Consider the following 23,059-nt stretch of genomic DNA (forward strand, 5'->3'; position numbering starts at 1 on the left):
AGATGTGTATAAGAGACAGGGTATGGCCGACCCGTACGAAGGACTCCGCACCCGCTGGCACACCACCCTCACCGCGGCCCACCCCAAGGCGGCGCCCCCGGACCCCGCCCCGTACGCGGACAACCTCCTCGCCCGCTGGGCGGAACCGCACCGCAGGTACCACACCCTCACCCACCTCACCGCCGTGCTCGACCACATCGACACCCTGGAACAGCACGCGGAGGCCCCGCACTTGGTGCGCCTCGCCGCCTGGTTCCACGACGCCGTGTACGCCCCGGACCGCTCGGAGAACGAGGAGCGCAGCGCCCGCCTGGCCGAGCGGGCCCTGCCGGAGGCGGGCCTCACGGACGAGGACACCGCGGAGGTGGCCCGCCTGGTCCGCCTCACCGTCACCCACGACCCGGCGGAGGGCGACCGCGACGGCGAGGTCCTGTGCGACGCGGACCTGGCGGTCCTGGCCGCGCCCCCGGACGCGTACGCGGCCTACGCGGCGGCGGTCCGCGAGGAGTACGCCTTCGTCCCGGACGAGGCGTTCCGCCAGGGCCGCGCGGACGTGCTGCGCCAACTCCTCGCCCTGCCGAGGCTGTTCCGCACCCCGCACGGGGCCGCGCACTGGGAGGCCCCGGCGCGCGAAAACCTCTCGGCCGAGCTGGCGCTGCTCGCGTAGCCTCGCGCCATGCTGAGCATGGGCGGAGACGAGATCGACGAGGCGGTGGCGCACGCGTGCGGCGCCCTGCGCGCGGTGGCGACGCAGGAGTACGACTGGACGCGCCCCGCGGGCGGCCTGGAGTGGAGCTGCCTGGCGACGGCGGAGCACGTCGTGAGCGACTTCACGGCGTACGCGGCGCAGCTCACGGGGCGGACCAAGGACTCGTACGTCCCGCTGGACGTCCGCCTCGAAGAGGGCACGGGCCCCGCGGCGGCGGTGCACGCGATCGAGGCATCGGGCGGCCTGCTCGCGGCGGTGGTGCGCACGACGCCGAAGGGCGTGCGCGGCTTCCACCCCTTCCCGTACGGCAGCGCGGACGCGCGCGGCTTCGCCGCGATGGGCATCGTGGAGCTGCTGCTGCACGCGTACGACGTGCTGAGCGCCTTCGAGGTGGCGTACGAGCCGCCGGAGCGGCTCTGCGAGGCGCTGCTCGCCTGGCAGTTCCCGCACGTGCCGCCCGCCAGGGACGGCGCCTCGCAGTGGGAGACCCTGCTGTGGGCGACCGGCCGCGGCACCCTGCCGGGGCGGTCCCGGCTCGAGCGCTGGCGCTGGCACAACCAGATCCGGCTGCCCGCGGAGCGCGTGGAGCTCCTGGAGGTCTCGCCACCGGCCCTCGCCGACCTCGCCGCGGGCGGCACCGGCGGCTTCGACTGGGTCGAGGGCGGCCCGTGCGAGGGCACGCGGACCGGCGCCGGGATGATCGCGAAGGCGTACGCGGCGGGCACGCACCGCCCCGAGTGGGGCACGTACGCGATCCGGCGCACCGCCGACGGGCTCGCGGTCGGCGCCATGGGCTTCCACGGCGTGCCCGACCACGAGGGCTGGGCGGAGGTCGGCTACGACCTGGCCCCCGCGGCCCGCGGCAACGGCTACGCCACGGAGGCGCTGCGCGCGCTGACCGGATGGGCCCTGACCCTGCCCGGCGTCCAGGGCGTACGGGCGGTGGTCGACGAGGGCAACACGGCCTCGGAGGCGGTCCTCACCCGAGCGGGCTTCCAGCGGGACGCCGACCGCGAGGGCCAGCGGACCTACGCGCTGTCAGCCCACCCCCGCGAAGAATCCAGCCCGTCCGGCGCTTGAGGACGAGCCGCGCGGCGGCGACAAGGACAGCGGGGCCGACGCGGGCAGCAACGCCTAGCCCACGGCCCCCTTGCGCCGCCGCAACCCCGCCTCGGTGAGCCGCCGCACCAGCTCCTTGGACCCCACCTCCAGAGCCCCCGCGGCCACAGCGGACGCGTACCGCTCCGCGGGCACGTCGTAGTGGTCCCGCTCGAAGGCCCGCCGGGGCGCCCCGATCCGTGCGGCGAACGCGTGCAGTTCCTCGTACGAGACGTCACTCACCAGATGGGACCAGAGCCGCCCGTGCCCCGGCCAGGTCGGCGGGTCGATGTACAGCGTCACGTCAGACCGCCCACCGGCGCCACGACGACCCCGGCCTTGCCGCACACCCAGTGCGGATCGGGGCCGAGCTCCGGCTCCACGTCCAGGGCGTGCGGTTCCCCGGAGCCGCACACCGGGCACAGCGGCCAGCGGCCGTACCGCTCCAGGATCCTGTCCTGTACGTCCTGGGCGACGAGCCCGGCGACGTACGCCGCGCCCTCGGGCCACTGCTCGACCCACCAGCGGCGGTGCGCGACGGACTCCTCGACGAAGGAGACCACGTCGGCCTGCGCCACCTCGCGCGCGGCGAGGTCGGCGAGGACCAGCGCGCGTGCCGCGTGCAACGCCTGCTCCAGGGGGTCAATCGTGTCCATGCAGCCATTGTCGCCCCGCGCGCCGCACGGTGACGGTCGGCAAGAGTCTTGACCCGGTCGCGGCGCTGAAAATATCTTCCAAGAGTGACCTCTGACGTGAAGGAAATTTTCGCGGGCGGGGCTCCGCCCGCCCCGGCCGCCCTCGCGGCGAAGGTGCGCACGCTCGCGCCGTCGATGACCCGCTCCATGCAGCGCGTCGCCGAGGCCGTCGCGGGCGACCCGGCGGGCTGCGCCGCCCTCACGGTCACCGGCCTCGCCGAACTCACCGGCACCAGCGAGGCCACGGTCGTCCGCACCGCCCGCCTCCTCGGCTACCCCGGCTACCGCGACCTCAGGCTCGCCCTCGCCGGACTCGCCGCCCAGCAGCAGTCGGGCCGCGCCCCGGCCGTCACCGCCGACATCGCCGTGGACGACCCGATCGCCGACGTCGTGGCCAAGCTGGCGTACGACGAGCAGCAGACCCTCGCCGACACCGCGGCCGGGCTCGACACCGTGCAGCTCGGGGCGGCCGTCGCCGCCCTGGCCTCGGCACGCCGCACGGAGATCTACGGCGTGGCCGCGTCCGGGCTCGTCGCCCAGGACCTCGCGCAGAAGCTCCTGCGCATCGGCCAGGTCGCGCACGCGCACTCGGATCCGCACCTGGCCGTCACCAACGCGGTGACGCTGCGCGCGAAGGACGTGGCCATCGCGATCACCCACTCCGGCTCCACGGGCGACGTCATCGAACCGCTGCGGGTCGCCTTCGAGCACGGCGCCACGACGATCGCCGTCACCGGCCGCCCCGAGAGCCCCGTCTCGCAGTACGCCGACCACATACTGACCACCTCCACCGCCCGCGAGAGCGAGCTGCGCCCGGCGGCCATGTCGTCGCGCACGAGCCAACTCCTCGTCGTGGACTGCCTGTTCGTGGGCGTGGCCCAGCGCACGTACGAGACGGCCGCGCCGGCCCTCGCGGCATCGTACGAAGCCCTGGCCCATCGGCACCGCAACGGCTGAGGCCGCCGGGGCACACCGCACATCGCGCTTCGCGCTCGTCCTCAAACGCCGGACGGGCTGAACAATCCCTCCGTCACCGAAAGAGCCGCTGTGCCCATGACCTCCACCTCCGACGGCTACGGCGAACTGCGCGCCGAGCTCGCGTCCCTCACCACCGAGGCCTTCCGGCCCGAGCTGTCCGAGATCGACCGCCTGCCGACGTCGGAGATCGCCCGGATCATGAACGGCGAGGACGCCTCCGTGCCCGCCGCCGTCGCCGCGCAGCTCCCCCGCATCGCCGCGGCCATCGACGCCACGGCGGAGCGCATGGCGCGCGGCGGCCGACTGGTCTACGCGGGCGCGGGCACGGCCGGACGCCTCGGCGTCCTGGACGCCTCCGAGTGCCCGCCGACCTTCAACACCGACCCCGGCGACGTCGTCGGCCTGATCGCGGGCGGCCCGGCCGCGATGGTCACGGCGGTCGAGGGCGCGGAGGACAGCAAGGCCCTGGCCGCCGAGGACCTGACGGCGCTCGCGCTCACCCCCGACGACACAGTGGTCGGCATCTCCGCGTCCGGCCGCACCCCGTACGCGATCGGCGCCGTCGAGCACGCCCGCACCGTCGGGGCCCTGACCATCGGCCTGTCCTGCAACGCGGACAGCGCGCTCGCGGCGGCCGCCGAGCACGGCATCGAGGTCGTCACCGGACCCGAACTCCTCACCGGCTCCACCCGTTTGAAGGCGGGCACGGCGCAGAAGCTGGTCCTCAACATGATCTCGACGATCACGATGATCCGCCTGGGCAAGACGTACGGGAACCTGATGGTCGACGTGCGCGCCTCCAACGAGAAGCTGCGCGCCCGCTCCCGCCGCATCGTGGCCCTGGCCACGGGCGCCCCCGACGACGAGATCGAACGCGCCCTCGCCGCCACGGACGGCGAGGTCAAGCCCGCGATCCTCACGATCCTCGGCACCGTGGACGCCCCCACGGCAACCCGCCTCCTGACGGAGTCGAACGGCCACCTCCGCGCGGCCCTCGCGGCGACGAGGCCTGACCTGCGGGGCTAGGAGGGCCTGCCGTTCCAGTCCAGGCGCCATCCGTCATCGACGTTCAGGACGGCTTCGAGGAACTCGTACCGCCCCACCTCGCGGGCGGCGTCCGGGACGGTGGCCCCGAGGCGTTCCGCCACGCTCAGGGCCAGCTCGTACAACGATGCCCACGCCATCTGATCCGACATGGGCCCTTTGATGACACCCACCGCGTCCGCCATGGTCACCCGCCTACGTCCAGGTCGTGTTGCAGTCCATGCACTGAAACCTTCCATCAGGGTGCATCATCACGCTCTTGCCCAACGGACGTGCACACGCTGGTTCACGCATGGCGGACGGCCCCTCTCGCTAGGCGTAGTCGTCGGGAGCGCCTCCGTGCTGGTCCTGGGGCCACGCGACGCGGCAGTCCAAGCACGTGAAGCGGTACTCCGTCTCGTCCGTCCTCGGGTTCACGGCCCGCGACAGGATCAGATGGGTGTCCCCGCACTTGATGCAGCGGGCGGGCGGCTTGCTCGGCCGGTAGTTCATGGGCCCAGCCTCCCGCGCAACTGCGGTTTCTTCAGCCCGTGTTCAGCAGTGTCGCGTCATGCCCGGCCGTCACGGCAACCGCCCCTCCCGGTTCACCTGGCGGACCCGGGCCCGCAGGACCTCGCCCGTCGACGCGGGGGCCGTCGACTCCGGTGGGCAGTCCCATTCCCGGCCGCCGCCGACCGGCCGCAGCTGTACGTAGCCGCCCTCGTGGCCCATCACCTGGCCGACGCTGCCGTCCCGTACGTCGACGGCGTACTCCCCCGGCCTCACTTCGCCGCCCCGCGCAGTACCGCCACGAGCCGCATCGCCGTGTCTAGGTTGCACCGCCCCAACTCCACGAGCGGGTACGGGGCCTCGGCCGCCATGGTCAGCGGGTCCACGCGCAGCGACGGCAGAGTCACCCCCAAGCGGGCCAGCTCCGCCCGCAGCTCCGCCACCGCGTCCTCGGCCGCGCGGCCCCTCTCCTCCGCCGTCATCGCCATGACCTACGCCTTTCTACTGAGTGTTCAACGTTCCTCACCCAGGGTGTTCACTCGCGCCTACCCTGAAAAGCGCAGGCCACCCAACAGTCCCCGGTGTCCGAGGAGCTACCTGCCGATGACCCGCCCCAAAGACCTCGACCCGTCGTCCAACCCCCGCGCGTTACTGGGCGCGGAGCTGCGCCACGCCCGAGAGAAGTCCAACCTCAGCCAGGAGGAGCTGGGCTGCCGCATCTTCGTCAGCGGCTCCTTCATCGGCCAACTGGAGGCCGGTACGCGCCGCATGCAGCCGGACCATGCACGCATGCTGGATGAGGCTCTGGGGACGGAGGGCTTCTTCACACGGAACTGCGGGGCGGCGGCCAAGTCCCGCTATCCCGAGCACTTCGCGGAGGCAGCGGAGGCCGAGGCAGAAGCCACGGCGATCCGGCAGTACGGGGCAATGCTGATCCCCGGGCTGCTCCAGACACCCGCGTACGCACGGACCGTGATCCGCGCGTACGACCCGACGGCACCGGAGTCGACCATCGACAAGTGGGTGGACGGCCGGATGGCGCGGACCCGTCTGCTCAACCATCCGACAAACCCGTTGTTGTGGGTGGTACTTGACGAGGGAGTACTGCGCAGGATGACAGGCGGGCCTGTAGTTATGGCGGAGGCCTTGCGCCATATCGCGAGCCTGGCCCACCAGGGCCGGGTCATCATGCAGGTGTTGCCGTTCAGCGCCGGAGCTCACACGGCGATGGAGGGCTACCTGCGGCTGATGGACTTCGAGGACGCCCCTTCACTGGCCTACTTCGAAGGGCCCGGCACCGGACGCCTGGAGGATGACCCTGCCACCGTCACCCGCCTGAAGTTCACCTTCGACCTCCTCGCAGCCGACGCGCTCTCGCCGGAGAAGTCCCTAGCCCTGATCGAGGCGTTGGCGCAGGATTACGCGCATGAGGACCAACCCTGAGCACGATCTGAGCTCGGCCACCTGGCGCAAGTCCACGTACAGCGGCGGCAGCGGCGGCGAATGCCTCGAAGTGGGCGACGGCCACCCGGACGTCATCCCCGTCCGGGACTCCAAGGATCCCCTTGGCCCCCACCTCCTCTTCCGGCCCCCGGCCTGGTCCGCCTTCATCGACTCCCTGGGGGCGTAGGGCGGGAAACGCCCGAGGGCGGCACCCCCTGCTGGAAGCAGGAGGTGCCGCCCTCGGGAAGGACGAGCCCGAGCCGAACGAACCGGCTCAGAAGTCCATGTCACCGCCGGGCATGCCGCCCGGAGCGGCCGGGGCGGCCTTCTCCGGCTTGTCGGCGATGACGGCCTCGGTGGTGAGGAACAGCGCGGCGATCGACGCGGCGTTCTGCAGCGCGGAGCGCGTGACCTTCGCCGGGTCGATGATGCCCTCGGCGATCATGTCCACGTACTCGCCGTTCGCGGCGTTCAGGCCGTGACCCGGGGTGAGGTTGCGGACCTTCTCCACGATGACGCCACCCTCAAGGCCGGCGTTTACGGAGATCTGCTTCAGCGGGGCCTCGAGCGCCAGCTTGACGGCGGCGGCACCGGTGGCCTCGTCGCCCTCGAGCTCCAGCTTCTCGAAGACCGAGGAGGCCTGCAGCAGGGCCACGCCACCACCGGCGACGATGCCCTCCTCGACGGCCGCCTTCGCGTTGCGAACGGCGTCCTCGATGCGGTGCTTACGCTCCTTGAGCTCGACCTCGGTCGCGGCACCGGCCTTGATGACGGCCACGCCGCCCGCGAGCTTCGCCAGGCGCTCCTGGAGCTTCTCGCGGTCGTAGTCCGAGTCGCTGTTCTCGATCTCGGCGCGGATCTGGTTCACGCGGCCCTGGACGGCCTCGGAGTCACCGGCACCGTCGACGATCGTGGTCTCGTCCTTGGTGATGACGACCTTGCGGGCGCGGCCGAGCAGGTCGAGACCGGCGTTCTCCAGCTTGAGGCCGACCTCCTCGGAGATGACCGTGCCGCCCGTGAGGATGGCGATGTCACCGAGCATGGCCTTGCGGCGGTCGCCGAAGCCCGGGGCCTTGACGGCGACGGACTTGAAGGTGCCGCGGATCTTGTTGACGACCAGCGTGGACAGGGCCTCGCCCTCGACGTCCTCGGCGATGATCAGCAGCGGCTTGCCCGACTGCATGACCTTCTCCAGGAGCGGAAGGAGGTCCTTCACGTTGGAGATCTTGGAGTTGACGATGAGGATGTACGGGTCCTCGAGCGCCGCCTCCATGCGCTCCATGTCGGTCGCGAAGTACGCCGAGATGTAGCCCTTGTCGAAGCGCATGCCCTCGGTGAGCTCGAGCTCCAGACCGAAGGTCTGCGACTCCTCGACCGTGATGACGCCTTCCTTGCCGACCTTGTCCATGGCCTCGGCGATGAGCTCGCCGATCTGGGTGTCGGCGGCGGAGATGGAGGCCGTGGAGGCGATCTGCTCCTTGGTCTCGACCTCCTTGGCCTGGTCGAGCAGGGCGCCCGAGACGGCCTCGACGGCCTTCTCGATGCCGCGCTTCAGGGCCATCGGGTTGGCACCCGCGGCCACGTTGCGCAGGCCCTCGCGGACCAGCGCCTGGGCCAGGACGGTCGCGGTCGTCGTGCCGTCACCGGCGACGTCGTCCGTCTTCTTCGCGACCTCCTTGACCAGCTCGGCGCCGATCTTCTCGTACGGGTCCTCGAGCTCGATCTCCTTGGCGATGGACACACCATCGTTGGTGATCGTGGGGGCGCCCCACTTCTTCTCGAGGACGACGTTGCGACCCTTGGGGCCCAGGGTCACCTTGACGGCGTCGGCGAGCTGGTTCATGCCGCGCTCGAGGCCGCGCCGTGCCTCCTCGTCGAACGCGATGATCTTGGCCATGTGAAGTGGTCCTCCCGGACAGGGGTGGAAAAGCCGGACCGTGCTGGTGCCCGCGACGGACGGCCTGCAGCCCTTGTGGTTCCTTGCCCCACCCGGCCTGCGGACCTCACCGGCCCGATCCAAGTTCTGTCACTCTCACTCGTAGAGTGCTAACGCCAATGATTAGCACTCGCCCCCTCCGAGTGCAAGGTCGCCCCCACACTCCGGGCCCGGCTTCCCTTGGTGACCACCGCCCGCCGGGTGCGGGCCGTAGCCCACGACGCCGCCGCTCCGCGGCGGATCCTTCCCACCCACGCGCCCATGACCAGGCAGCTTCACAGCGCGAGCGCGAGGGCACCTCCCTACCCGCGCAGTGCACTGCCGAGCAAACGGACGGGCGGGCGGGAAACATCCGGCGCGCCAGCGCCGGTGACGTGGGAGACGGCCCGCACCCGAGAGACAAGCAAGCGGCAGCGCAGGGGGCCCCGGCCAAGGCGGAGGGAACGCAGAAGGGCCCGCCTCCCGAACCGGGAGGCGGGCCCACGCGTCGCTGGTGGCCGATCGCGCCAAGCCGATCAGACGGCGAGCTTGACCATGTCCGCCTGCGGACCCTTCTGGCCCTGCGAGATCTCGAACTCGACTCGCTGACCTTCTTCAAGGGTGCGGTAGCCGTCCATCTGAATCGCGCTGTAGTGGACGAAAACATCCGCACCACCGTCGACCGCGATGAAGCCGTATCCCTTCTCCGCGTTGAACCACTTGACGGTGCCCTGAGCCATGCCTAACTCCCCTATTACTGGCCCTTGCGCAGGACCGCACTTCGCGGACCCGGGTCAGACCTCACTCCCCATGGGTTGGGGGTGTGCGCCGGAACGCGTCGACCGCGGCTGAATGTATCTGCCCAACTGCCGTCTGCAACAGGTCAATCGGACGAGAATTCTGGGCACGGCCGATCGCCGATATACGGAGAATTCACCGGAGTTCAGGGCAAGTCGGGCCAGACAAAAGGCACGTTCGGCTCAAATAGGCAGGACACTTTGGCTACTTCTTGTCGGCTCCGAGGCCGACTTTATCCGGGCGACTGACGCCGCCCGACACCAAAAGCGGAGCTCCATTCCCAACTGTACCGCGCTCAACCATGCAGAATTGCCCCCTCCGCTTCTCTCGCGGAGGGGGCAATCGAGGTAACTCAGCGTAGGAACAGAGCCGTTGTATACGAAACGGCTTCCGGTGCGACGGGTCAGCCGCCGGCCACCGCCGGAATGATCGAGACGCCCGCGCCGTCGGGCGTGGCCGTCTCCAGGCCCTGCTCGAAGCGCACGTCGTCGTCGTTGACGTACACGTTCACGAACCGGCGCAGCTTGCCCTGGTCGTCCAGGACGCGCGCGCCGATGCCGGTGTGGTTCTTCTCCAGGTCGGCGATGACCTCGGCGAGGGTGGCCCCCTCGGCGGAGACCTCCGCCCGCCCGCCGGTGTACGTACGGAGGATGGTCGGGATGCGAACGTTGACGCTCATACTCTTCACCTCGGTGGATCGGGGTGCCCCTTAGGGGGCGCGGGGAACTGCGCGACCAGCCACAACGGCCCCGCAGACGAAGAACAGGCAGCGAGCCCTACGGCGGTCTAGCCCGCAAGCCCCGCGGAGCGGAACGCGTCCAGGCTCGGCCGGATCGTCGCGGTCGCCTGAGACGTCGCGGCGACCGCGTCGAGGGTCTTCAGGCCGTCACCGGTGTTGAGGACCACCGTGGTCAGCGAGGGATCGATGAGACCGGCCTCGATCAGCTTGCGCGTGACCCCGACGGTCACGCCGCCCGCGGTCTCCGCGAAGATGCCCTCCGTGCGGGCGAGGAGCTTGATCGCGTCGACCACCTGCTCGTCGTTCACGTCCTCCACCGCGCCGCCCGTGCGCCGTGCGATGTCGAGCACGTACGGGCCGTCGGCGGGGTTGCCGATCGCGAGCGACTTGGCGATGGTGTTCGGCTTCTGCGGGCGGACGACGTCATGGCCCGCCTTGAAGGCGGCGGAGACCGGCGAGCAGCCCTCCGCCTGGGCGCCGAAGATCTTGTACGGCTTGTCCGCGACGAGGCCCAGCTTGATGAGCTCCTTCAGACCCTTGTCGATCTTCGTGAGCTGCGAGCCCGAGGCGATCGGGATCACCAGCTGGTCCGGCAGCTCCCAGCCGAGCTGCTCGCAGATCTCGTACGCGAGGGTCTTGGAGCCCTCGCCGTAGTACGGCCGGAGGTTGACGTTGACGAAGCCCCAGCCCTCGCCGAGCGGGTCGCCGATGAGCTCGGAGCAGAAGCGGTTCACGTCGTCGTAGTTGCCCTCGATGCCGACGAGCTCGCCGCCGTAGACCGCGGCCATGACGACCTTGCCCTGCTCCAGGTCGTGCGGGATGAACACGCAGGAGCGGAAGCCCGCGCGGGCGGCGGCGGCGCCGACGGCACCGGCGAGGTTGCCCGTGGAGGAGCAGGACAGGGTGGTGAAGCCGAAGGCGCGCGCGGCCTCCAGGGCCTGCGCGACGACGCGGTCCTTGAAGGAGTGCGTGGGGTTGCCTGAGTCGTCCTTGACGAACAGCTTGCCCTGCTCGACGCCCAGTTCACGGGCCAGGTTGTCGGCCTTGACGAGCTTGGTCCAGCCGGGGTTCAGGTTCGGCTTGTCCGCGACGTCGGCGGGGACGGGGAGCAGCGGGGCGTACCGCCAGATGTTGGCCGGGCCGGACTCGATCTTGGCGCGGAGCGCCTCGGGGTCGCCGACGGGAAGGTCGTACGCGACTTCGAGCGGGCCGAAACACTCGGCGCAGGCGAAGATCGGACCGAGCGGGAAGACGGTGCCGCACTCGCGGCAGGAGAGACCCGACGCGGGTCCCAGGTCGACCGTGGTGTCCGCGGTTTCCGCGGGGGACGTGGTGTCGACGGTCTGCACAGCCATGGAGGCGAGGCCCTTTCTCCTCATCTTCCTCGCGGCGCATCTCGCCACGAGACGGAATTGGCACCTTCCCGAGCCGGGAGCCTCGCGGTGCGCCTGTGGCGGCTACGAGACCGGCTGGAGGGTTGCCGGGGCTTCAACGGGCCGTGTCCCTCTGCCCCTCTGGATGAGCGGTATTCGGTTGTTGTACGGGGTGCCAGCGGCACCCGTGACGGACGGCGACCCCCGACATGCGATGGTCACCGGCGTTGTTCAAGACTGTAACCGAAGGCCAGGACAGTTGAGATAGTCGTCCGAACCGCGAGATGGATCACATACGGCCACCAACGGGAGGAACCCGCGTGCTGGAAGAGGTCGAGCGCTGGCTGAGCAGGCGTTCCTGGTCCGTGACCGACCGCCCGCTGGACCGTCTCACCGCCGCGAAGCGGGCCTCGGGCACCACGGTGAGCGTCGTGCTGCCCGCGCTCGACGAGGAGCGGACGGTCGGGGAGATCGTCGCGGAGATCCGCCGCGAGCTGATCGAGAAGGTCCCCCTGGTCGACGAGCTCGTGGTGGTGGACTCCGGCTCGCGGGATCGCACCGCGGAGGTGGCGCGCGCCGCGGGCGCCCGGGTCGTGCGCCGGGACGACGTGCTGCCGCGCGTCCCCGCGGTGCCCGGCAAGGGCGAGGTCCTGTGGCGGTCGCTCCTGGTGACGCACGGTGACGTGATCGCGTTCGTGGACGCCGACCTGAAGGAGTTCTCGGCCGACTTCGTGACCGGCATCGTGGGCCCGCTGCTCACCGAGCCGGACGTGCACTTCGTGAAGGCGATGTACGACCGCCCCATGACGGTGCTCGACGACGACACGGGCGCCCCCGGCGCCGACGCGTCGAGCGCCACGGCGGGCCAGGGCGGCCGGGTCACCGAGCTGATGGCGCGGCCCCTGCTCAACATGCACTGGCCCCAGCTCGCGGGCTTCGTACAGCCCCTCGGCGGCGAGTACGCGGCCCGCAGGTCGCTGCTCGAACGGCTGCCGTTCCCGGTCGGGTACGGCGTGGAGCTCGGGCTGCTCGTGGACGCGCTGCACACCGTCGGCCTGGACGCGCTCGCGCAGGTCGACGTGGGGGTGCGCAAGCACCGGCACCAGGACGGGCAGGCGCTCGGCCGGATGGCCGCGTCGATCTACCGCACGGCGCAGCTGCGGCTCGCCCGCGGCCACCTCGTGCGCCCGGAGCTGACGCAGTTCGTGCGGGGCGCGTCGGGCTTCGAGCCGCGCACGTACCCGGTGGACACGGAGGAGCGGCCGCCGATGGCGGAGATCGAGGAGTATGCGGCGCGGCGCGTGGCTTGAACGGCTGTCCTGCGGGGCACGGGGGCCGGATTTTGTCCGCGGGCCGTCCGGGGCTGGTCGCGCAGTTCCCCGCGCCCCTTCGGGGCGCTTGCCTTCGGGGCACTGCCTTCGCGTCGAGTCCATGAAGTGATGGGCCACTCGCACGGGTGCGCGTTTACGCGCACCCGGCTCGGGCTAGGTTCGCCAACATGGTCTCCCCTCGTGCCGCCGCCCGGGTCCTCGTCGCGTCCAACCGCGGCCCCGTCTCGTACGCCGTCGGGGACGACGGCGAGCTGACCTCCAGGCGCGGCGGCGGCGGGCTCGTGTCCGGGCTCAGCGCCATCGGGGACGAGGCGGACGCGCTGTGGGTGTGCTCCGCGCTCGGCGACGGCGACCGCGAGGCGGTGCGGCGCGGGGTCGTCGAGTCGGGCGTGCGCATGCTCGACATCGACGCGAAGACCCACGCGGCGGCGTACAACGGCATCGCGAACTCGGTGCTGTGGTTCGTGCACCACATGCTGTACCAGACGCCCCTGGAGCCGGAGTTCGGCCCCGAGTTCCGCGCCCAGTGGGCCGCCTACGAGCAGTACAACCAGGCCTTCGCGGAGGCGCTCGCCGAAAGCGCGGCGGACGGCGCGACGGTCCTCGTGCAGGACTACCACCTCGCGCTGGTGCCGGGCATGCTCCGCGAGCTCCGCGGCGACCTGCGGATCGGGCACTTCTCGCACACTCCGTGGGCGCCCGCCGACTACTTCCGGATGCTGCCCGACGACGTCGCCGAGCAGCTGCTGCGCGGCATGCTGGGCGCGGACCGGCTCGGCTTCCTCACCGGGCGGTGGGCGGACGCGTTCACGGAGTGCTGCGTGCGGCTGCTCGGCGGCACGTCGGGGACGCGCGTCGGGGTGCACGGGCTCGGCGCGGACGCGGACTTCCTGCGGGAGCGGTCGCGGCGCGCGGACGTCGAGGAGCGGCTCGCGGCGCTGCGCGAGCAGGTGGGGCCCGGCCGGCAGGTCATCGTCCGCGTGGACCGCACCGAGCTGTCGAAGAACATCGTCCGGGGGCTGCGGGCGTACGAGCTGCTGCTGGACGAGCGCCCCGAGTGGCACGAGCGGGTGGTGCACGTCGCGTTCGCCTACCCCTCGCGGCAGGACCTCGCGGTCTACCGCGACTACACGGCGGAGGTCTCGCGCGTCGCCGACGCCATCAACGCCCGCTTCGGCACGGCGGCTTGGACGCCGGTGGTGCTGCACGTCAAGGACGACTTCGCGCGCTCCCTCGCCGCGTACAGGATCGCCGACGTGGCCCTGGTCAACCCCATCCGGGACGGCATGAACCTGGTCGCCAAGGAGGTCCCCGTCGTCTCCGACGAGGGCTGCGCGCTCGTCCTGTCCCGGGAGGCCGGGGCGTACGAGGAGCTGGGCGAGGACGCGATCGGGGTGAATCCGTACGACGTGACGGCGACGGCCGCGGCCCTGCACGAGGCACTCGTGCTCCCCGCCGCGGAGCGGGCCGAACGCACCAAACGCCTGGCCGTCGCAGCCACGGCCCTACCGCCCGCCCGCTGGTTCCTGGACCAGCTCAGAGCACTAGAGCCATAACCGCTGTGGGCAATCGTCCCGCAGGGCGGGACGGGTGGGCACAGCCCCGGGTGCCGAGCAACCGTTCAGGCAAGGTCGGCGGTCAGCCGGGCCAGGAGCCCGACCACACCGGCAGGCCCGTCGACAACCAGGTCCGCGCGCGAGGCCAGCTCCGTGACCTCCGCGCTGCCGCTGCACACCAGCAGGCCCCGCACCTCGCCGTCGGCCCGCAGCTTGTCCACCGCGGCGAAGGCGGGCAGGTCCCCGAGGTCGTCCCCGGCGTAGAGGATCGAATCGGCGCCCACTTCGCGTACGTAGTCGGTGAGGGCCACGCCCTTGTCCACGCCGGGCGGGCGGAGCTCCAGGACCATGCGGCCGGGCTCGACGATCAGGCCGTGGCGCGCGGCGAGCTCGCCGAGGGGGCCCCGCAGCGCGTCGAAGGCGGCCTGGGGGTCGTCGGCCCGGCGCGTGTGCACCGCGACGGCGCGCCCCTTCTCCTCGATCCAGGTGCCCTGCCAGGCCCCGATGCCGTCGAGGAAGCCGGGCAGCTCGGCCCGGACGGCGGCGACGCCCGGGTGCGGTTCGGCCGCGTGCACGGTGCCGGTGACGGCGTCCCAGCGCTCCGCGCCGTAGTGCCCGAGCACGACGAGGTGCTCAAGGCCCGGGACGCCCGCGAACCCGCCGTGGCGGACGGCCACGCCCGCCGGGCGGCCGGTGACGACCGCGACGGAGCGGACCCGCGGAGCGAGCGCGGCGAGCGCGGGCACGGCGTCCGGGTGGGCCCTGGCCAGTTCGGGGTCCGGCACGATCTGCGCGAGCGTGCCGTCGAAGTCCAGGGCGATCACGGCGCGTTCGGGCCGGGCCAGGATCGCGGCGAGCCCTTCGCGGCCCGCGGGGGTCAGTGGCTCGTACGGGGAGTGCGTGCGGTCGTCACCCATGGCCCCGACCCTAGCGTCAGCGTTCGGCGCGGCGTGCGGCGCGTACCCGCCGCAGGCGGTTCACGGTGACCGGGTCGTGGGCGAGGGCGCGCTCGTCGTCGAGCAGGGCGTTGAGGAGCTGGTAGTAGCGGACCGGGGCGAGGCCGAGCTCTTCGCGTATGGCCCGCTCCTTGGCGCCCGGGCCGCTCCAGTTGCGCCGCTCCAGGGCGAGCACGGCCCGGGCCCGCGCGGACAGGCCGCCCCCGGCCGCGGGGGGCTGCGCCTCAGGCACGTCGTTCACCCGGCCCAGCCTAGCGCCGCGCGGGGCGGCCGCTAGCTCGCGTTCTCCTCGGCCGCGGCCTTCGCGTCGAGCTGGGCCAGGGTCGCCTCGGGGTCGCCGTTCGGGTCGACGGTCTTGCCGATGTACTTCTTGATCTGCACGGACACCTGCGCCCACGACGTCTTGCCGACGGGGTACAGCTGGGAGCCGGGCAGCTCCTCCAGGAAGCCGCCGAGCTTCTTCGCGTCGGCCTTGTCGTCGGCCATCTCCTGGGACGCCGACGTGGTCACCGGCAGCAGGTCGTACTCGCGCGAGAAGTCCAGGACGTTCTTCTTGGAGTAGGCGAAGTCGAGGAACTCGCGGATCTCCTTGCGGTTCCCGTTCTCCTTGAAGGCCATCATCCAGTCGGCGACGCCCATCGTGGACTGGGCCTTGCCGTTGACGCCGGGCATGGGGACCATGCCGTACTTCAGGTGCTTCTTGGCGGCCATCTGCATCAGCGTCGGGTGGCCGTTGAGCATGCCGACCTCGCCGCGCGTGAACGCGGCGAAGGCCTCGGCGCGGTTGAGCTTGCCGGGCGGCGTCGGCCCGGTCAGGCCCTTGCCGACCAGCTCGTTCTTCAGCCAGTTGAACGTGTCGACGTTCTGCTTGGAGTCGAAGTCGTACGAGCCGACGTTGTCGGTGTAGCCGCCGCCTCCGCTGAGCAGCCACTGGTACGTCTCGGCCTGCGCCTCCTCCGGGCCGAGCGGCAGCGCGTAGGGGATCTTCACGCCGCGCGACTTGAGCTTCTTCGCGGCGGCCTGGAGCTCGCTCCAGCTCTCCGGCGGGGTGATGCCGGCGCTCTTGAAGAGCTTCTCGTTGAAGAACAGCAGGCGCGTGGACGCGGCGAACGGCATGCCGTACTGGACCCGGTTGACCACGCCCGCCTTCGACAGCGGCGCGAGGAAGTCGGCCTGGGTGGGGATGGAGAGCACGTCGTCGGCGCTGTACAGCTTGTCCTGCGCCGCGTAGTCCGCGTAGGCGCCGATCTGCGCGAGGTCGGGTGCCTCGCCGTCCGCGACCATCTCCTTGACCTTGCGGTCGACGTCCGTCCAGGAGTACACGGTCACGTCGACCTTGATGCCCGGGTGTTCGTCCTCGAACTTCTCGGCCAGCTTGTCCCAGTACTTCTTGGAGCTGTTCGCCGCCGAGTCGCCGTAGTCGGCCGCCACGAGCTTGAGGGTCACATCGCCCGATCCGCCCGATTCGCCGCACCCGGCGAGCAGCGCCGCCATGCTCAGTGCGGCCACCGCCGCCGTAAGGCCTGTCACGCGCCGCTGCACCGCTTTTTCCCACCCTTGCCGAGACAACCGGAACGCGAGTCTCCCCCGCGTCAACACACCAGGTCTACACCACCCGAGTATCACTTCTGCAACGGCGGTCACCCATTGCCCGGCCGGTCGCCCTGCTGCTAAGCACTGGTCGGGGCGCCGTACCGGCGCCGTCCGGCACAACTCCCGCACCGGCAAGGAGCCTTGGCACATGTCGCGTACCGCAACTGAGATAGCCACCCAGCCCGACTGCTGGCGGCGGGCCGCCGAGAGCGCCGCGGCCTGCTCAGGCCTGCCGGAGCCGGGCGAGCGGATCGCCGTGACCGGATGCGGGACCTCGTGGTTCATGGCCCTTGCGTACGCGGCGCTGCGGGAGGCCGCGGGGCAGGGCGAGACGGACGCGTTCGCGGCGTCGGAGTTCCCCACCGGGCGGCGCTACGACCGGGTGGTGGCGATCACCCGGTCCGGCACGACGACGGAGGTGCTCGACCTGCTCCGGGCGGTGGGGTCCGCCGTGCCGACCCTTGCCCTGACCGCCGACCCGAAGACGCCCGTCATGGACGCGGCCGCCGCGGTGGCCGTCCTGGACTGGGCGGACGAGGAGTCCGTCGTGCAGACCCGGTTCGCGACCACCGCCCTCGCCTTCCTGCGGGCCGGGCTCGGCGCGGTCCCGGGTCTCAGGTCGGTCGCCGAGGCGGCGGCGGACGCCGAGCGCACCGTCGCCGAGCCGCTGCCGGACGCGGTGGTCGCCGCTGAGCAGTGGACGTTCCTCGGCCGCGGCTGGACCTACGGCCTCGCCCTGGAGGCGGGCCTGAAGATGCGCGAGGCCGCGGGGGCGTGGACGGAGGCGTACCCGGCGATGGAGTACCGGCACGGGCCGATCTCCATCACGGCGCCCGGCCGCGTCGCGTGGATGTTCGGGGAGCTGCCCGTCGGGCTCGCGGAGGACGTCGCCCGCGTCGGCGGCGACCTGGTGGCGCGCACCGACGTCGACCCCCTCGCCGACCTGATCCGCGCCCAGCGCCTCGCCGTGCGCCTGGCCGAGGACCGGGGCCAGGACCCGGACCGCCCCCGCAATCTGACCCGGAGCGTGGTCCTCAAGCAGCCGGGGGCGGTACGCACACTGGACTAGACCTCTTGCGGGGTCACACGCGACACTGTCCCCGTGAGACATGTCATCGCCCTGGACGTGGGCGGCACCGGAATGAAGGCCGCCCTGGTCGGGGCGGACGGCACGCTGCTGCACGAGGCGCGCCGCCCCACAGGGCGTGAGCGCGGCGCGGCCGCCGTGGTCGAGTCGATCCTGGACTTCGCCGCGGAGCTGCGCGCCCACGGCGCGGCCCACCTCGGCGAGCCCGCCGCCGCGGCGGGCGTCGCGGTCCCCGGCATCGTCGACGCCGAGCGCGGCCTCGCCGTGTACGCGGCGAACCTCGGCTGGACCGACGTACCCCTGCGCGACCTGCTCAGCGCCCGGCTCGGCGGCATCCCCGTGGTGCTCGGCCACGACGTGCGCACCGGCGGCCTCGCCGAGGGCCGCCTCGGCGCGGGCAAGGGCGCGGCGCGCTTCCTGTTCGTGCCGCTCGGCACCGGCATCGCGGGCGCCATCGGCATCAACGGCGTCATCGAGCCCGGCGCGCACGGCTCGGCGGGCGAGATCGGCCACATCGTCGTCCGGCCCGGCGGCCCGCCCTGCGGCTGCGGCCAGCGCGGCTGCCTGGAGCGGCTCGCCTCGGCGTCCGCCGTCACCAAGGCCTGGGCCGAGGCGAGCGGCGACCCGGGCGCGGACGCCGCGGACTGCGCCAAGGCGGTGCGCTCCGGCGACCCGCGCGCGGCCGAGGTGTGGCAGCACGCCGTGGACGCGCTCGCCGACGGCCTGTTGACGGCCCTCACCCTCCTGGACCCCGACACGCTGATCGTCGGCGGCGGCCTCGCGGAGGCCGGGGACACGCTGTTCACCCCGCTGCGCACGGCGGTCGCGGACCGCGTGGTGCAGTTCCAGACGCTGCCGGAGATCGTCCCCGCGGCGCTCGGCGACGCCGCGGGCTGTCTGGGCGCGGGCCTGCTCGCCTGGGACCTGCTCACGCCGGAGGGCCCGCGTACCGATACATCCAGCACCACCCTCACCACCACCCCCACCGACGCATCCCCGGAGGTATCCACCTGATGGCCACTAGCAAGGTTCTCGCCGGTGCCCGGGTGGTCCTGCCCACCGGCACCGTGTCCGGCGGCCGCGTCATCGTGGACGGCACGCGCATCGCCGGGAGCGCTCCCGCGGACGCCGAGACGCTCGACCTGACCGGCCACTGGCTGGTCCCGGGCTTCGTGGACATGCACAACCACGGCGGCGGCGGCGCGTCCTTCACCAACGGCACCGTCGAGGACATCCTGCACGGCGTCCACACGCACCGCCTGCACGGCACCACCACCCTCGTCGCCTCCACGGTCACCGGCGACATGGACGCCCTGGCGCAGCGCGCTGGTCTGCTCAGCGAGCTGGCCGAGCAGGGCGAGATCGCGGGCGTCCACTTCGAGGGCCCGTTCATCTCGCCGTGCCGCAAGGGCGCGCACAGCGAGTCCCTGCTGCGCCACCCGGACCCGGCGGAGGTCCGCAAGCTGATCGACGCGGCCCGCGGCCAGGCCAAGATGGTCACCCTCGCCGCCGAACTGCCCGGCGGCATCGACTCCGTGCGCCTCCTCGCCGAGCACGGCGTGATCGCCGCGATCGGCCACACCGACGCGACGTACGAGCAGACGGTGGCGGCCGTCGACGCGGGCGCCACCGTGGCCACGCACCTGTACAACGCGATGCCCGGGCTCGGCCACCGCGCGCCGGGGCCCATCGCCGCGCTCCTGGAGGACGAGCGGGTCACCGTCGAGCTGATCGACGACGGCACGCACCTGCACCCCGCCGCCTTCCAGCTGGCCTTCCACCGCGCGGGCGCCGACCGCGTCGCGCTCATCACGGACGCGATGGACGCGGCGGGCTTCGGCGACGGCACGTACCACCTCGGCCCGTTGGAGGTCGTGGTGTCGGAGGGCGTCGCGCGGCTCGCCGAGGGCGGTGCCATCGCGGGTTCCACGCTCACCCAGGACCGCGCGTTCCAGCGCGCCGTGACGGTGGACGGACTGCCCGTCGAAGACGTCGTCACGGCGATCTCCGCGACCCCCGCGAAGATCCTCGGCGTCTACGACCGGGTCGGCTCCCTCGAACCCGGCAAGGACGCCGACCTCGTCGTCCTGGACGCGGACTTCGCGCTCAAGGGCGTGCTCCGCAAGGGCGAGTGGGTCGTCGACCCGAAGTGAGGCGCGCGCGGTCGCGCGCGATCCGGTCGCAGTGAGGCGGTTGGCCCCGAGGTCTGGGCCAACCGCCTTCTTTTTGGCATGATCAGGCCCCGAAAGCCGTACTGGAGCAGGGGCATCGGGGGTGAAGCAGTGATCGTCACGGTCACGCTCAACGCCGCCCTCGACCTGACCTATCGCGTCCCGGCCCTCACACCCCACACCACCCACCGCGTCACCGAGGTGACCGAACGCGCGGGCGGCAAGGGCGTGAACGTGGCGCGGGTGCTCGCCGCGCTCGGCCACCCGGTGACGGTGACCGGCTTCGCGGGCGGCGCCACCGGGCGCACCCTGCGCGACCATCTCACGCGCGTGCCGGGCCTGGTGGACGCGTTGCGGCCGGTCGAAGGCCCCACCCGCCGCACCCTCGCCGTCGTCGACGCCCGCACCGGCGACACCACCCAGCTGAACGAGCCGGGCCCGTCCGTGTCGTCCGCCGAGTGGTCCGGATTCCTCGCCGCGTACGAAGAGTTGGTGGGCACCCCCGGCATCGCCGCGGTGGCCCTGTGCGGCAGCCTGCCGCCGGGCGTCCCGGTCGGCGCGTACGCCCTCCTCGTGCGCGCGGCACGCGCCGCGCGCGTCCCCGTGCTGCTCGACACCAGCGGCGAACCGCTGCGCCGCGGCGTCGCCGCCCGCCCCGACCTCGTCAAGCCGAACGCCGACGAGCTCGCCGAACTCACCGGCGCCCACGAGCCGTCCCGCGCCACCCGCGACGCCCGCCGCAGGGGCGCGCACGCGGTCGTCGCGTCGCTCGGCGCCGACGGCCTCCTCGCCGTCACCCCCGAGGGCACCTGGCGGGCGGCGCCGCCCGCCGCCGTGCGCGGCAACCCGACGGGCGCGGGCGACTCGGCGGTCGCGGGCCTGCTCTCCGGGCTCGCGGAGGGCCTGGACTGGCCGGACCGGCTCACCCGCGCGGTGGCCCTGTCGGCGGCGACCGTGGCGGCCCCGGCCGCGGGCGAGTTCGACCGGGCGGTGTACGAGGACGTGCTGCCGAAGGTGACGGTGAGCGGCAAGGCGTCGGCTGCGTAACGGGGTTGGGCGACACGGGCCGCGCGTGCCCGGGAATGAGGGCACCATGCCACTGATCACCACCGGCGAGCTCGTCGGCCGGGCCCGCGCCGAGGGGTGCGGCCTCGCCGCCTTCAACGTCATCACCCTGGAGCACGCGGAGGCCGTCGCCCGCGGCGCGGAGCGCGCGGGCCGCGCGGCCGTGCTCCAGATATCCGAGAACGCGGTGCGCTTCCACGGCGGCGACCTCACCCCGATCGCCCAGGCCGCCGCGGCCGTCGCCCGCGCCTCCTCCGCGCCCCTCTCCCTGCACCTGGACCACGTCACGGACGTGGACCTGCTGCGGGCCGCGCACCCCGAGGGCTTCAGCTCCGTCATGTTCGACGCGTCGAAGCTGTCGTACGCGGAGAACGTCAAGGCCACGGCGGACGCGGTGCGTTGGGGCCACGAGCGGGACATCTGGGTCGAGGCCGAGCTGGGCCGGGTCGGCGGCAAGGAGGGCGAGGCGCCCCTCGACGCGCACGCGCCCGGCGTGCGCACGGATCCGGACGAGGCCGCCGCGTACGTCGCCGAGACCGGGGTCGACGCGCTCGCCGTCGCGGTCGGCTCCCGTCACGCCATGACGGAGCGCACGGCGTCCCTGGACCACGAGTTGATCGGCGCCCTGCGCGCGCGGGTGCCCGTGCCGCTGGTCCTGCACGGGTCGAGCGGCGTGCCCGACGCGGAGATCCGGGCGGCGGTCGCCGCGGGCGTACTGAAGGTGAACGTGGGCACGGCCCTGAACACCGGCTTCACCGGGGCGGTACGCCGGTTCCTGGCCGAAGACACAGGGACCGTGGACCCGCGCAAGTACCTCACCCCCGCGCGGGAAGCGATGACAGAGGTGGTCACCCACTTCCTCCGCCTGACCGGCTGACAGCAAGCCGATCAGCCCGTCGAGGGGGTACCCCCTGCTCCTTAAGAGCTTGGGGGAGTTTGAGGACGAGGCGCGAAGCGCCGCAAAGGGTCAGCCCTTGACGTGGCCCGCCTTCAGCCACATCTGGTCGAGGTTCGCGTCGCACTTGTCGCCCTGCTGACAGGACACGGAGATCGTGTTCGTGCCCTTGTTGAGCTGGACGAAGGCGAACGTTTTCGTCCAGCCCTTGTCCCAGGCGCCTTCCTTCGCGTGCGCGAAGTTGTCCATGTTGAGCTTGCGCTCGGACGCCGTGCCGTTGATGACGAGGGTGGTCTCGGCCGCCTTGCCGGGCACGCCGTAGCCGACGAAGACCGTGTACGCGCCGTCCTTGGGGATGCCGTTGACGGTCCAGGTCACCTGTGCGCCGACCTTGTTGAGCCCGGCCACGTACACGCCGCCCGCGGACTTGGCGCCGTCGACGTCGGACGCGGTGGTGGTGCCGCCCTCCAGCTTGAGCGCCTTGGCGTCGGCCTCGGGCAGCTCGGCCTTCTTGTCCGGCTTGTCCTTGTCCTTGGACGCGCTGGGCGACGGGTCCGACGACTCGCTCTGCCGCTGCGAAGGACCGGCCTTGTTGTCGTCGCCCTTGTCGTCGCCGCCGGTGATCATGGCGGCGCCGATGCCGAGCGACACCACGGCGACCACCGCGATCGCGCCGATCAGCAGGCCCTTGGTGTTGGGCCCGCGGCCGCGGCCCGCGGGCGGCGCGGGCGGCGCCTGCCGGACGGGGGCGGTGACGCCGGGCTGCGCCTCGGGCGCCGCGTAGTGCGCGCTGGGCTGGCCGTAGGACTGCTGCGGGGGGTAGCCGTAGCCGCCCTGCGCCGGGGGCTGCTGCGCCTGCTGCCCGTACTGCCGCTCGCCCACCGGGCGCACCTGGTGGTACGAGGACCGCGGCCCGGGGTAGCCGTAACCGCCGCCCCCGGAGGGCGGGGTGGCGCCGGCCGCCTGGCCGTCGGCGTACAGGTAGCCGAACGGGTCGTCGTCGCCCTGTGGCGCGTTCGGCGTCTGCTCGCCGTTGTTGCCGGGCGTCATTCGCAGGTCACTCCCTCGCATCGCGGATGCGGGCGAGCCTACCCGCTCCGGGTGACCGCCCAAGGTGGCATCGA

At 72.3% G+C, this 23,059-nt stretch carries 27 protein-coding genes and 1 riboswitch; of the genes, 13 read left to right on the plus strand and 14 right to left on the minus strand.

Annotation, left to right across the window (positions count from 1 at the left end; translation table 11 throughout):
• The first annotated feature begins 22 nt into the window (after positions 1–22).
• Both IG74_RS0126135 and IG74_RS0126140 read left to right on the plus strand, forming a co-directional pair.
• On the plus strand, positions 23–667 hold the full coding sequence (locus tag IG74_RS0126135; protein ID WP_030682157.1) for a hypothetical protein: 645 nt from the start codon (positions 23–25) through the stop codon (positions 665–667).
• 9 nt (positions 668–676) lie between these two features.
• Positions 677–1,789 (plus strand): GNAT family N-acetyltransferase, encoded by a 1,113-nt coding sequence (locus tag IG74_RS0126140; RefSeq protein WP_063761294.1) that lies wholly within the window; start codon positions 677–679, stop codon positions 1,787–1,789.
• Between the two features lie 54 nt (positions 1,790–1,843).
• Here IG74_RS0126140 and IG74_RS0126145 read toward each other — a convergent pair whose 3' ends face one another.
• Both IG74_RS0126145 and IG74_RS0126150 read right to left on the minus strand, forming a co-directional pair.
• The gene (locus IG74_RS0126145) at positions 1,844–2,110 is read right to left on the minus strand and encodes a DUF4031 domain-containing protein (protein WP_030682162.1); all 267 of its coding nucleotides are present in this window, start codon (positions 2,108–2,110) and stop codon (positions 1,844–1,846) included.
• Positions 2,107–2,463: a hypothetical protein gene (locus tag IG74_RS0126150; RefSeq protein ID WP_030682164.1), complete on the minus strand. Its 357-nt coding sequence runs from the start codon at positions 2,461–2,463 to the stop codon at positions 2,107–2,109. The genes IG74_RS0126145 and IG74_RS0126150 overlap by 4 nt, the downstream gene beginning before the upstream one ends.
• An 84-nt stretch (positions 2,464–2,547) precedes the next feature.
• Here IG74_RS0126150 and IG74_RS0126155 point away from each other — a divergent pair, with 84 nt between their 5' ends.
• Positions 2,548–3,459 (plus strand): MurR/RpiR family transcriptional regulator, encoded by a 912-nt coding sequence (locus IG74_RS0126155; protein ID WP_051855412.1) that lies wholly within the window; start codon positions 2,548–2,550, stop codon positions 3,457–3,459.
• Between the two features lie 96 nt (positions 3,460–3,555).
• Entirely contained in the window at positions 3,556–4,506 is a 951-nt protein-coding gene (gene murQ / locus IG74_RS0126160; RefSeq protein ID WP_030682170.1) for an N-acetylmuramic acid 6-phosphate etherase, read from the plus strand.
• On the opposite strand, the gene IG74_RS0126165 is transcribed toward murQ, so the two are convergent.
• The 4 genes from IG74_RS0126165 to IG74_RS0126180 form a co-directional block, all read right to left on the minus strand.
• Entirely contained in the window at positions 4,503–4,676 is a 174-nt protein-coding gene (locus IG74_RS0126165; RefSeq protein WP_158857758.1) for a hypothetical protein, read from the minus strand. The two genes, murQ and IG74_RS0126165, sit on opposite strands and share 4 nt — an antisense overlap.
• Positions 4,677–4,836: 160 nt before the next feature.
• Entirely contained in the window at positions 4,837–5,016 is a 180-nt protein-coding gene (locus IG74_RS46270) for a hypothetical protein (protein WP_037826087.1), read from the minus strand.
• 69 nt (positions 5,017–5,085) lie between these two features.
• Positions 5,086–5,289: a hypothetical protein gene (locus tag IG74_RS0126175; RefSeq protein WP_030682177.1), complete on the minus strand. Its 204-nt coding sequence runs from the start codon at positions 5,287–5,289 to the stop codon at positions 5,086–5,088.
• Positions 5,286–5,501 carry a hypothetical protein gene (locus tag IG74_RS0126180; RefSeq protein ID WP_030682179.1) on the minus strand — a complete coding sequence of 72 codons (216 nt, stop codon included), beginning with the start codon at positions 5,499–5,501 and terminating at the stop codon, positions 5,286–5,288. Before IG74_RS0126180 ends, IG74_RS0126175 begins: the two co-directional genes overlap by 4 nt.
• Before the next feature lie 115 nt (positions 5,502–5,616).
• Here IG74_RS0126180 and IG74_RS0126185 point away from each other — a divergent pair, with 115 nt between their 5' ends.
• Both IG74_RS0126185 and IG74_RS0126190 read left to right on the plus strand, forming a co-directional pair.
• Positions 5,617–6,456, plus strand: coding sequence for a helix-turn-helix domain-containing protein (locus IG74_RS0126185; protein ID WP_030682183.1), 840 nt, complete (start codon positions 5,617–5,619; stop codon positions 6,454–6,456).
• The gene (locus tag IG74_RS0126190; RefSeq protein ID WP_030682185.1) at positions 6,440–6,643 is read left to right on the plus strand and encodes a DUF397 domain-containing protein; all 204 of its coding nucleotides are present in this window, start codon (positions 6,440–6,442) and stop codon (positions 6,641–6,643) included. Before IG74_RS0126185 ends, IG74_RS0126190 begins: the two co-directional genes overlap by 17 nt.
• 87 nt (positions 6,644–6,730) lie before the next feature.
• Here the strand turns inward: IG74_RS0126190 and groL are convergent, their stop codons facing one another.
• The 4 genes from groL to thrC form a co-directional block, all read right to left on the minus strand.
• Positions 6,731–8,353 (minus strand): chaperonin GroEL, encoded by a 1,623-nt coding sequence (groL, locus tag IG74_RS0126195; protein ID WP_030682188.1) that lies wholly within the window; start codon positions 8,351–8,353, stop codon positions 6,731–6,733.
• Between the two features lie 554 nt (positions 8,354–8,907).
• Positions 8,908–9,111, minus strand: a complete 204-nt coding sequence (locus IG74_RS0126200; RefSeq protein WP_005315736.1) for a cold-shock protein — start codon at positions 9,109–9,111, stop codon at positions 8,908–8,910.
• 461 nt (positions 9,112–9,572) lie between these two features.
• Positions 9,573–9,848, minus strand: a complete 276-nt coding sequence (locus tag IG74_RS0126205) for a MoaD/ThiS family protein (protein WP_030682189.1) — start codon at positions 9,846–9,848, stop codon at positions 9,573–9,575.
• 107 nt (positions 9,849–9,955) lie between these two features.
• Positions 9,956–11,287: a threonine synthase gene (thrC, locus tag IG74_RS0126210; RefSeq protein WP_078869040.1), complete on the minus strand. Its 1,332-nt coding sequence runs from the start codon at positions 11,285–11,287 to the stop codon at positions 9,956–9,958.
• Positions 11,281–11,433: riboswitch (SAM riboswitch) on the minus strand. It overlaps the preceding gene by 7 nt.
• 168 nt (positions 11,434–11,601) lie before the next feature.
• Here thrC and IG74_RS0126215 point away from each other — a divergent pair.
• Both IG74_RS0126215 and IG74_RS0126220 read left to right on the plus strand, forming a co-directional pair.
• Entirely contained in the window at positions 11,602–12,591 is a 990-nt protein-coding gene (locus tag IG74_RS0126215) for a glucosyl-3-phosphoglycerate synthase (RefSeq protein WP_030682194.1), read from the plus strand.
• Positions 12,592–12,779: 188 nt separating this feature from the next.
• Positions 12,780–14,168, plus strand: coding sequence for an alpha,alpha-trehalose-phosphate synthase (UDP-forming) (locus tag IG74_RS0126220; protein ID WP_030682197.1), 1,389 nt, complete (start codon positions 12,780–12,782; stop codon positions 14,166–14,168).
• A 65-nt stretch (positions 14,169–14,233) separates the two neighbouring features.
• Here the strand turns inward: IG74_RS0126220 and otsB are convergent, their stop codons facing one another.
• The 3 genes from otsB to IG74_RS0126235 are packed head-to-tail and all read right to left on the minus strand — an operon-like array spanning position 14,234 to position 16,618.
• The gene (gene otsB / locus IG74_RS0126225; RefSeq protein WP_030682201.1) at positions 14,234–15,085 is read right to left on the minus strand and encodes a trehalose-phosphatase; all 852 of its coding nucleotides are present in this window, start codon (positions 15,083–15,085) and stop codon (positions 14,234–14,236) included.
• 16 nt (positions 15,086–15,101) lie between these two features.
• The gene (locus IG74_RS0126230; protein ID WP_051855415.1) at positions 15,102–15,365 is read right to left on the minus strand and encodes a DUF3263 domain-containing protein; all 264 of its coding nucleotides are present in this window, start codon (positions 15,363–15,365) and stop codon (positions 15,102–15,104) included.
• A 32-nt stretch (positions 15,366–15,397) separates the two neighbouring features.
• On the minus strand, positions 15,398–16,618 hold the full coding sequence (locus IG74_RS0126235; protein WP_051855419.1) for an ABC transporter substrate-binding protein: 1,221 nt from the start codon (positions 16,616–16,618) through the stop codon (positions 15,398–15,400).
• A 247-nt stretch (positions 16,619–16,865) separates the two neighbouring features.
• On the opposite strand from IG74_RS0126235, the gene IG74_RS0126240 reads away from it, so the two are divergent.
• From IG74_RS0126240 to IG74_RS0126260, 5 genes are all read left to right on the plus strand, one after another.
• On the plus strand, positions 16,866–17,786 hold the full coding sequence (locus IG74_RS0126240; RefSeq protein ID WP_030682210.1) for an SIS domain-containing protein: 921 nt from the start codon (positions 16,866–16,868) through the stop codon (positions 17,784–17,786).
• A gap of 33 nt (positions 17,787–17,819) precedes the next feature.
• Complete coding sequence (locus IG74_RS0126245) at positions 17,820–18,818, plus strand: ROK family protein (RefSeq protein WP_078869041.1); 999 nt, start codon at positions 17,820–17,822, stop codon at positions 18,816–18,818.
• Complete coding sequence (gene nagA, locus IG74_RS0126250) at positions 18,818–19,957, plus strand: N-acetylglucosamine-6-phosphate deacetylase (protein WP_030682226.1); 1,140 nt, start codon at positions 18,818–18,820, stop codon at positions 19,955–19,957. The genes IG74_RS0126245 and nagA overlap by 1 nt, the downstream gene beginning before the upstream one ends.
• 129 nt (positions 19,958–20,086) lie before the next feature.
• A complete protein-coding gene (locus IG74_RS0126255; RefSeq protein WP_030682228.1) occupies positions 20,087–21,022 on the plus strand; it encodes a 1-phosphofructokinase family hexose kinase in 936 nt (311 codons plus the stop codon).
• Positions 21,023–21,068: 46 nt separating this feature from the next.
• Complete coding sequence (locus IG74_RS0126260) at positions 21,069–21,917, plus strand: class II fructose-bisphosphate aldolase (RefSeq protein WP_030682231.1); 849 nt, start codon at positions 21,069–21,071, stop codon at positions 21,915–21,917.
• A gap of 90 nt (positions 21,918–22,007) precedes the next feature.
• Here the strand turns inward: IG74_RS0126260 and IG74_RS0126265 are convergent, their stop codons facing one another.
• Positions 22,008–22,985 (minus strand): carbohydrate-binding protein, encoded by a 978-nt coding sequence (locus tag IG74_RS0126265; protein ID WP_030682233.1) that lies wholly within the window; start codon positions 22,983–22,985, stop codon positions 22,008–22,010.
• Positions 22,986–23,059 lie beyond the last annotated feature (74 nt).

Origin of the sequence: Streptomyces sp. NRRL B-1347, assembly GCF_000720325.1 — a bacterium.
Lineage (GTDB): Bacteria > Actinomycetota > Actinomycetes > Streptomycetales > Streptomycetaceae > Streptomyces.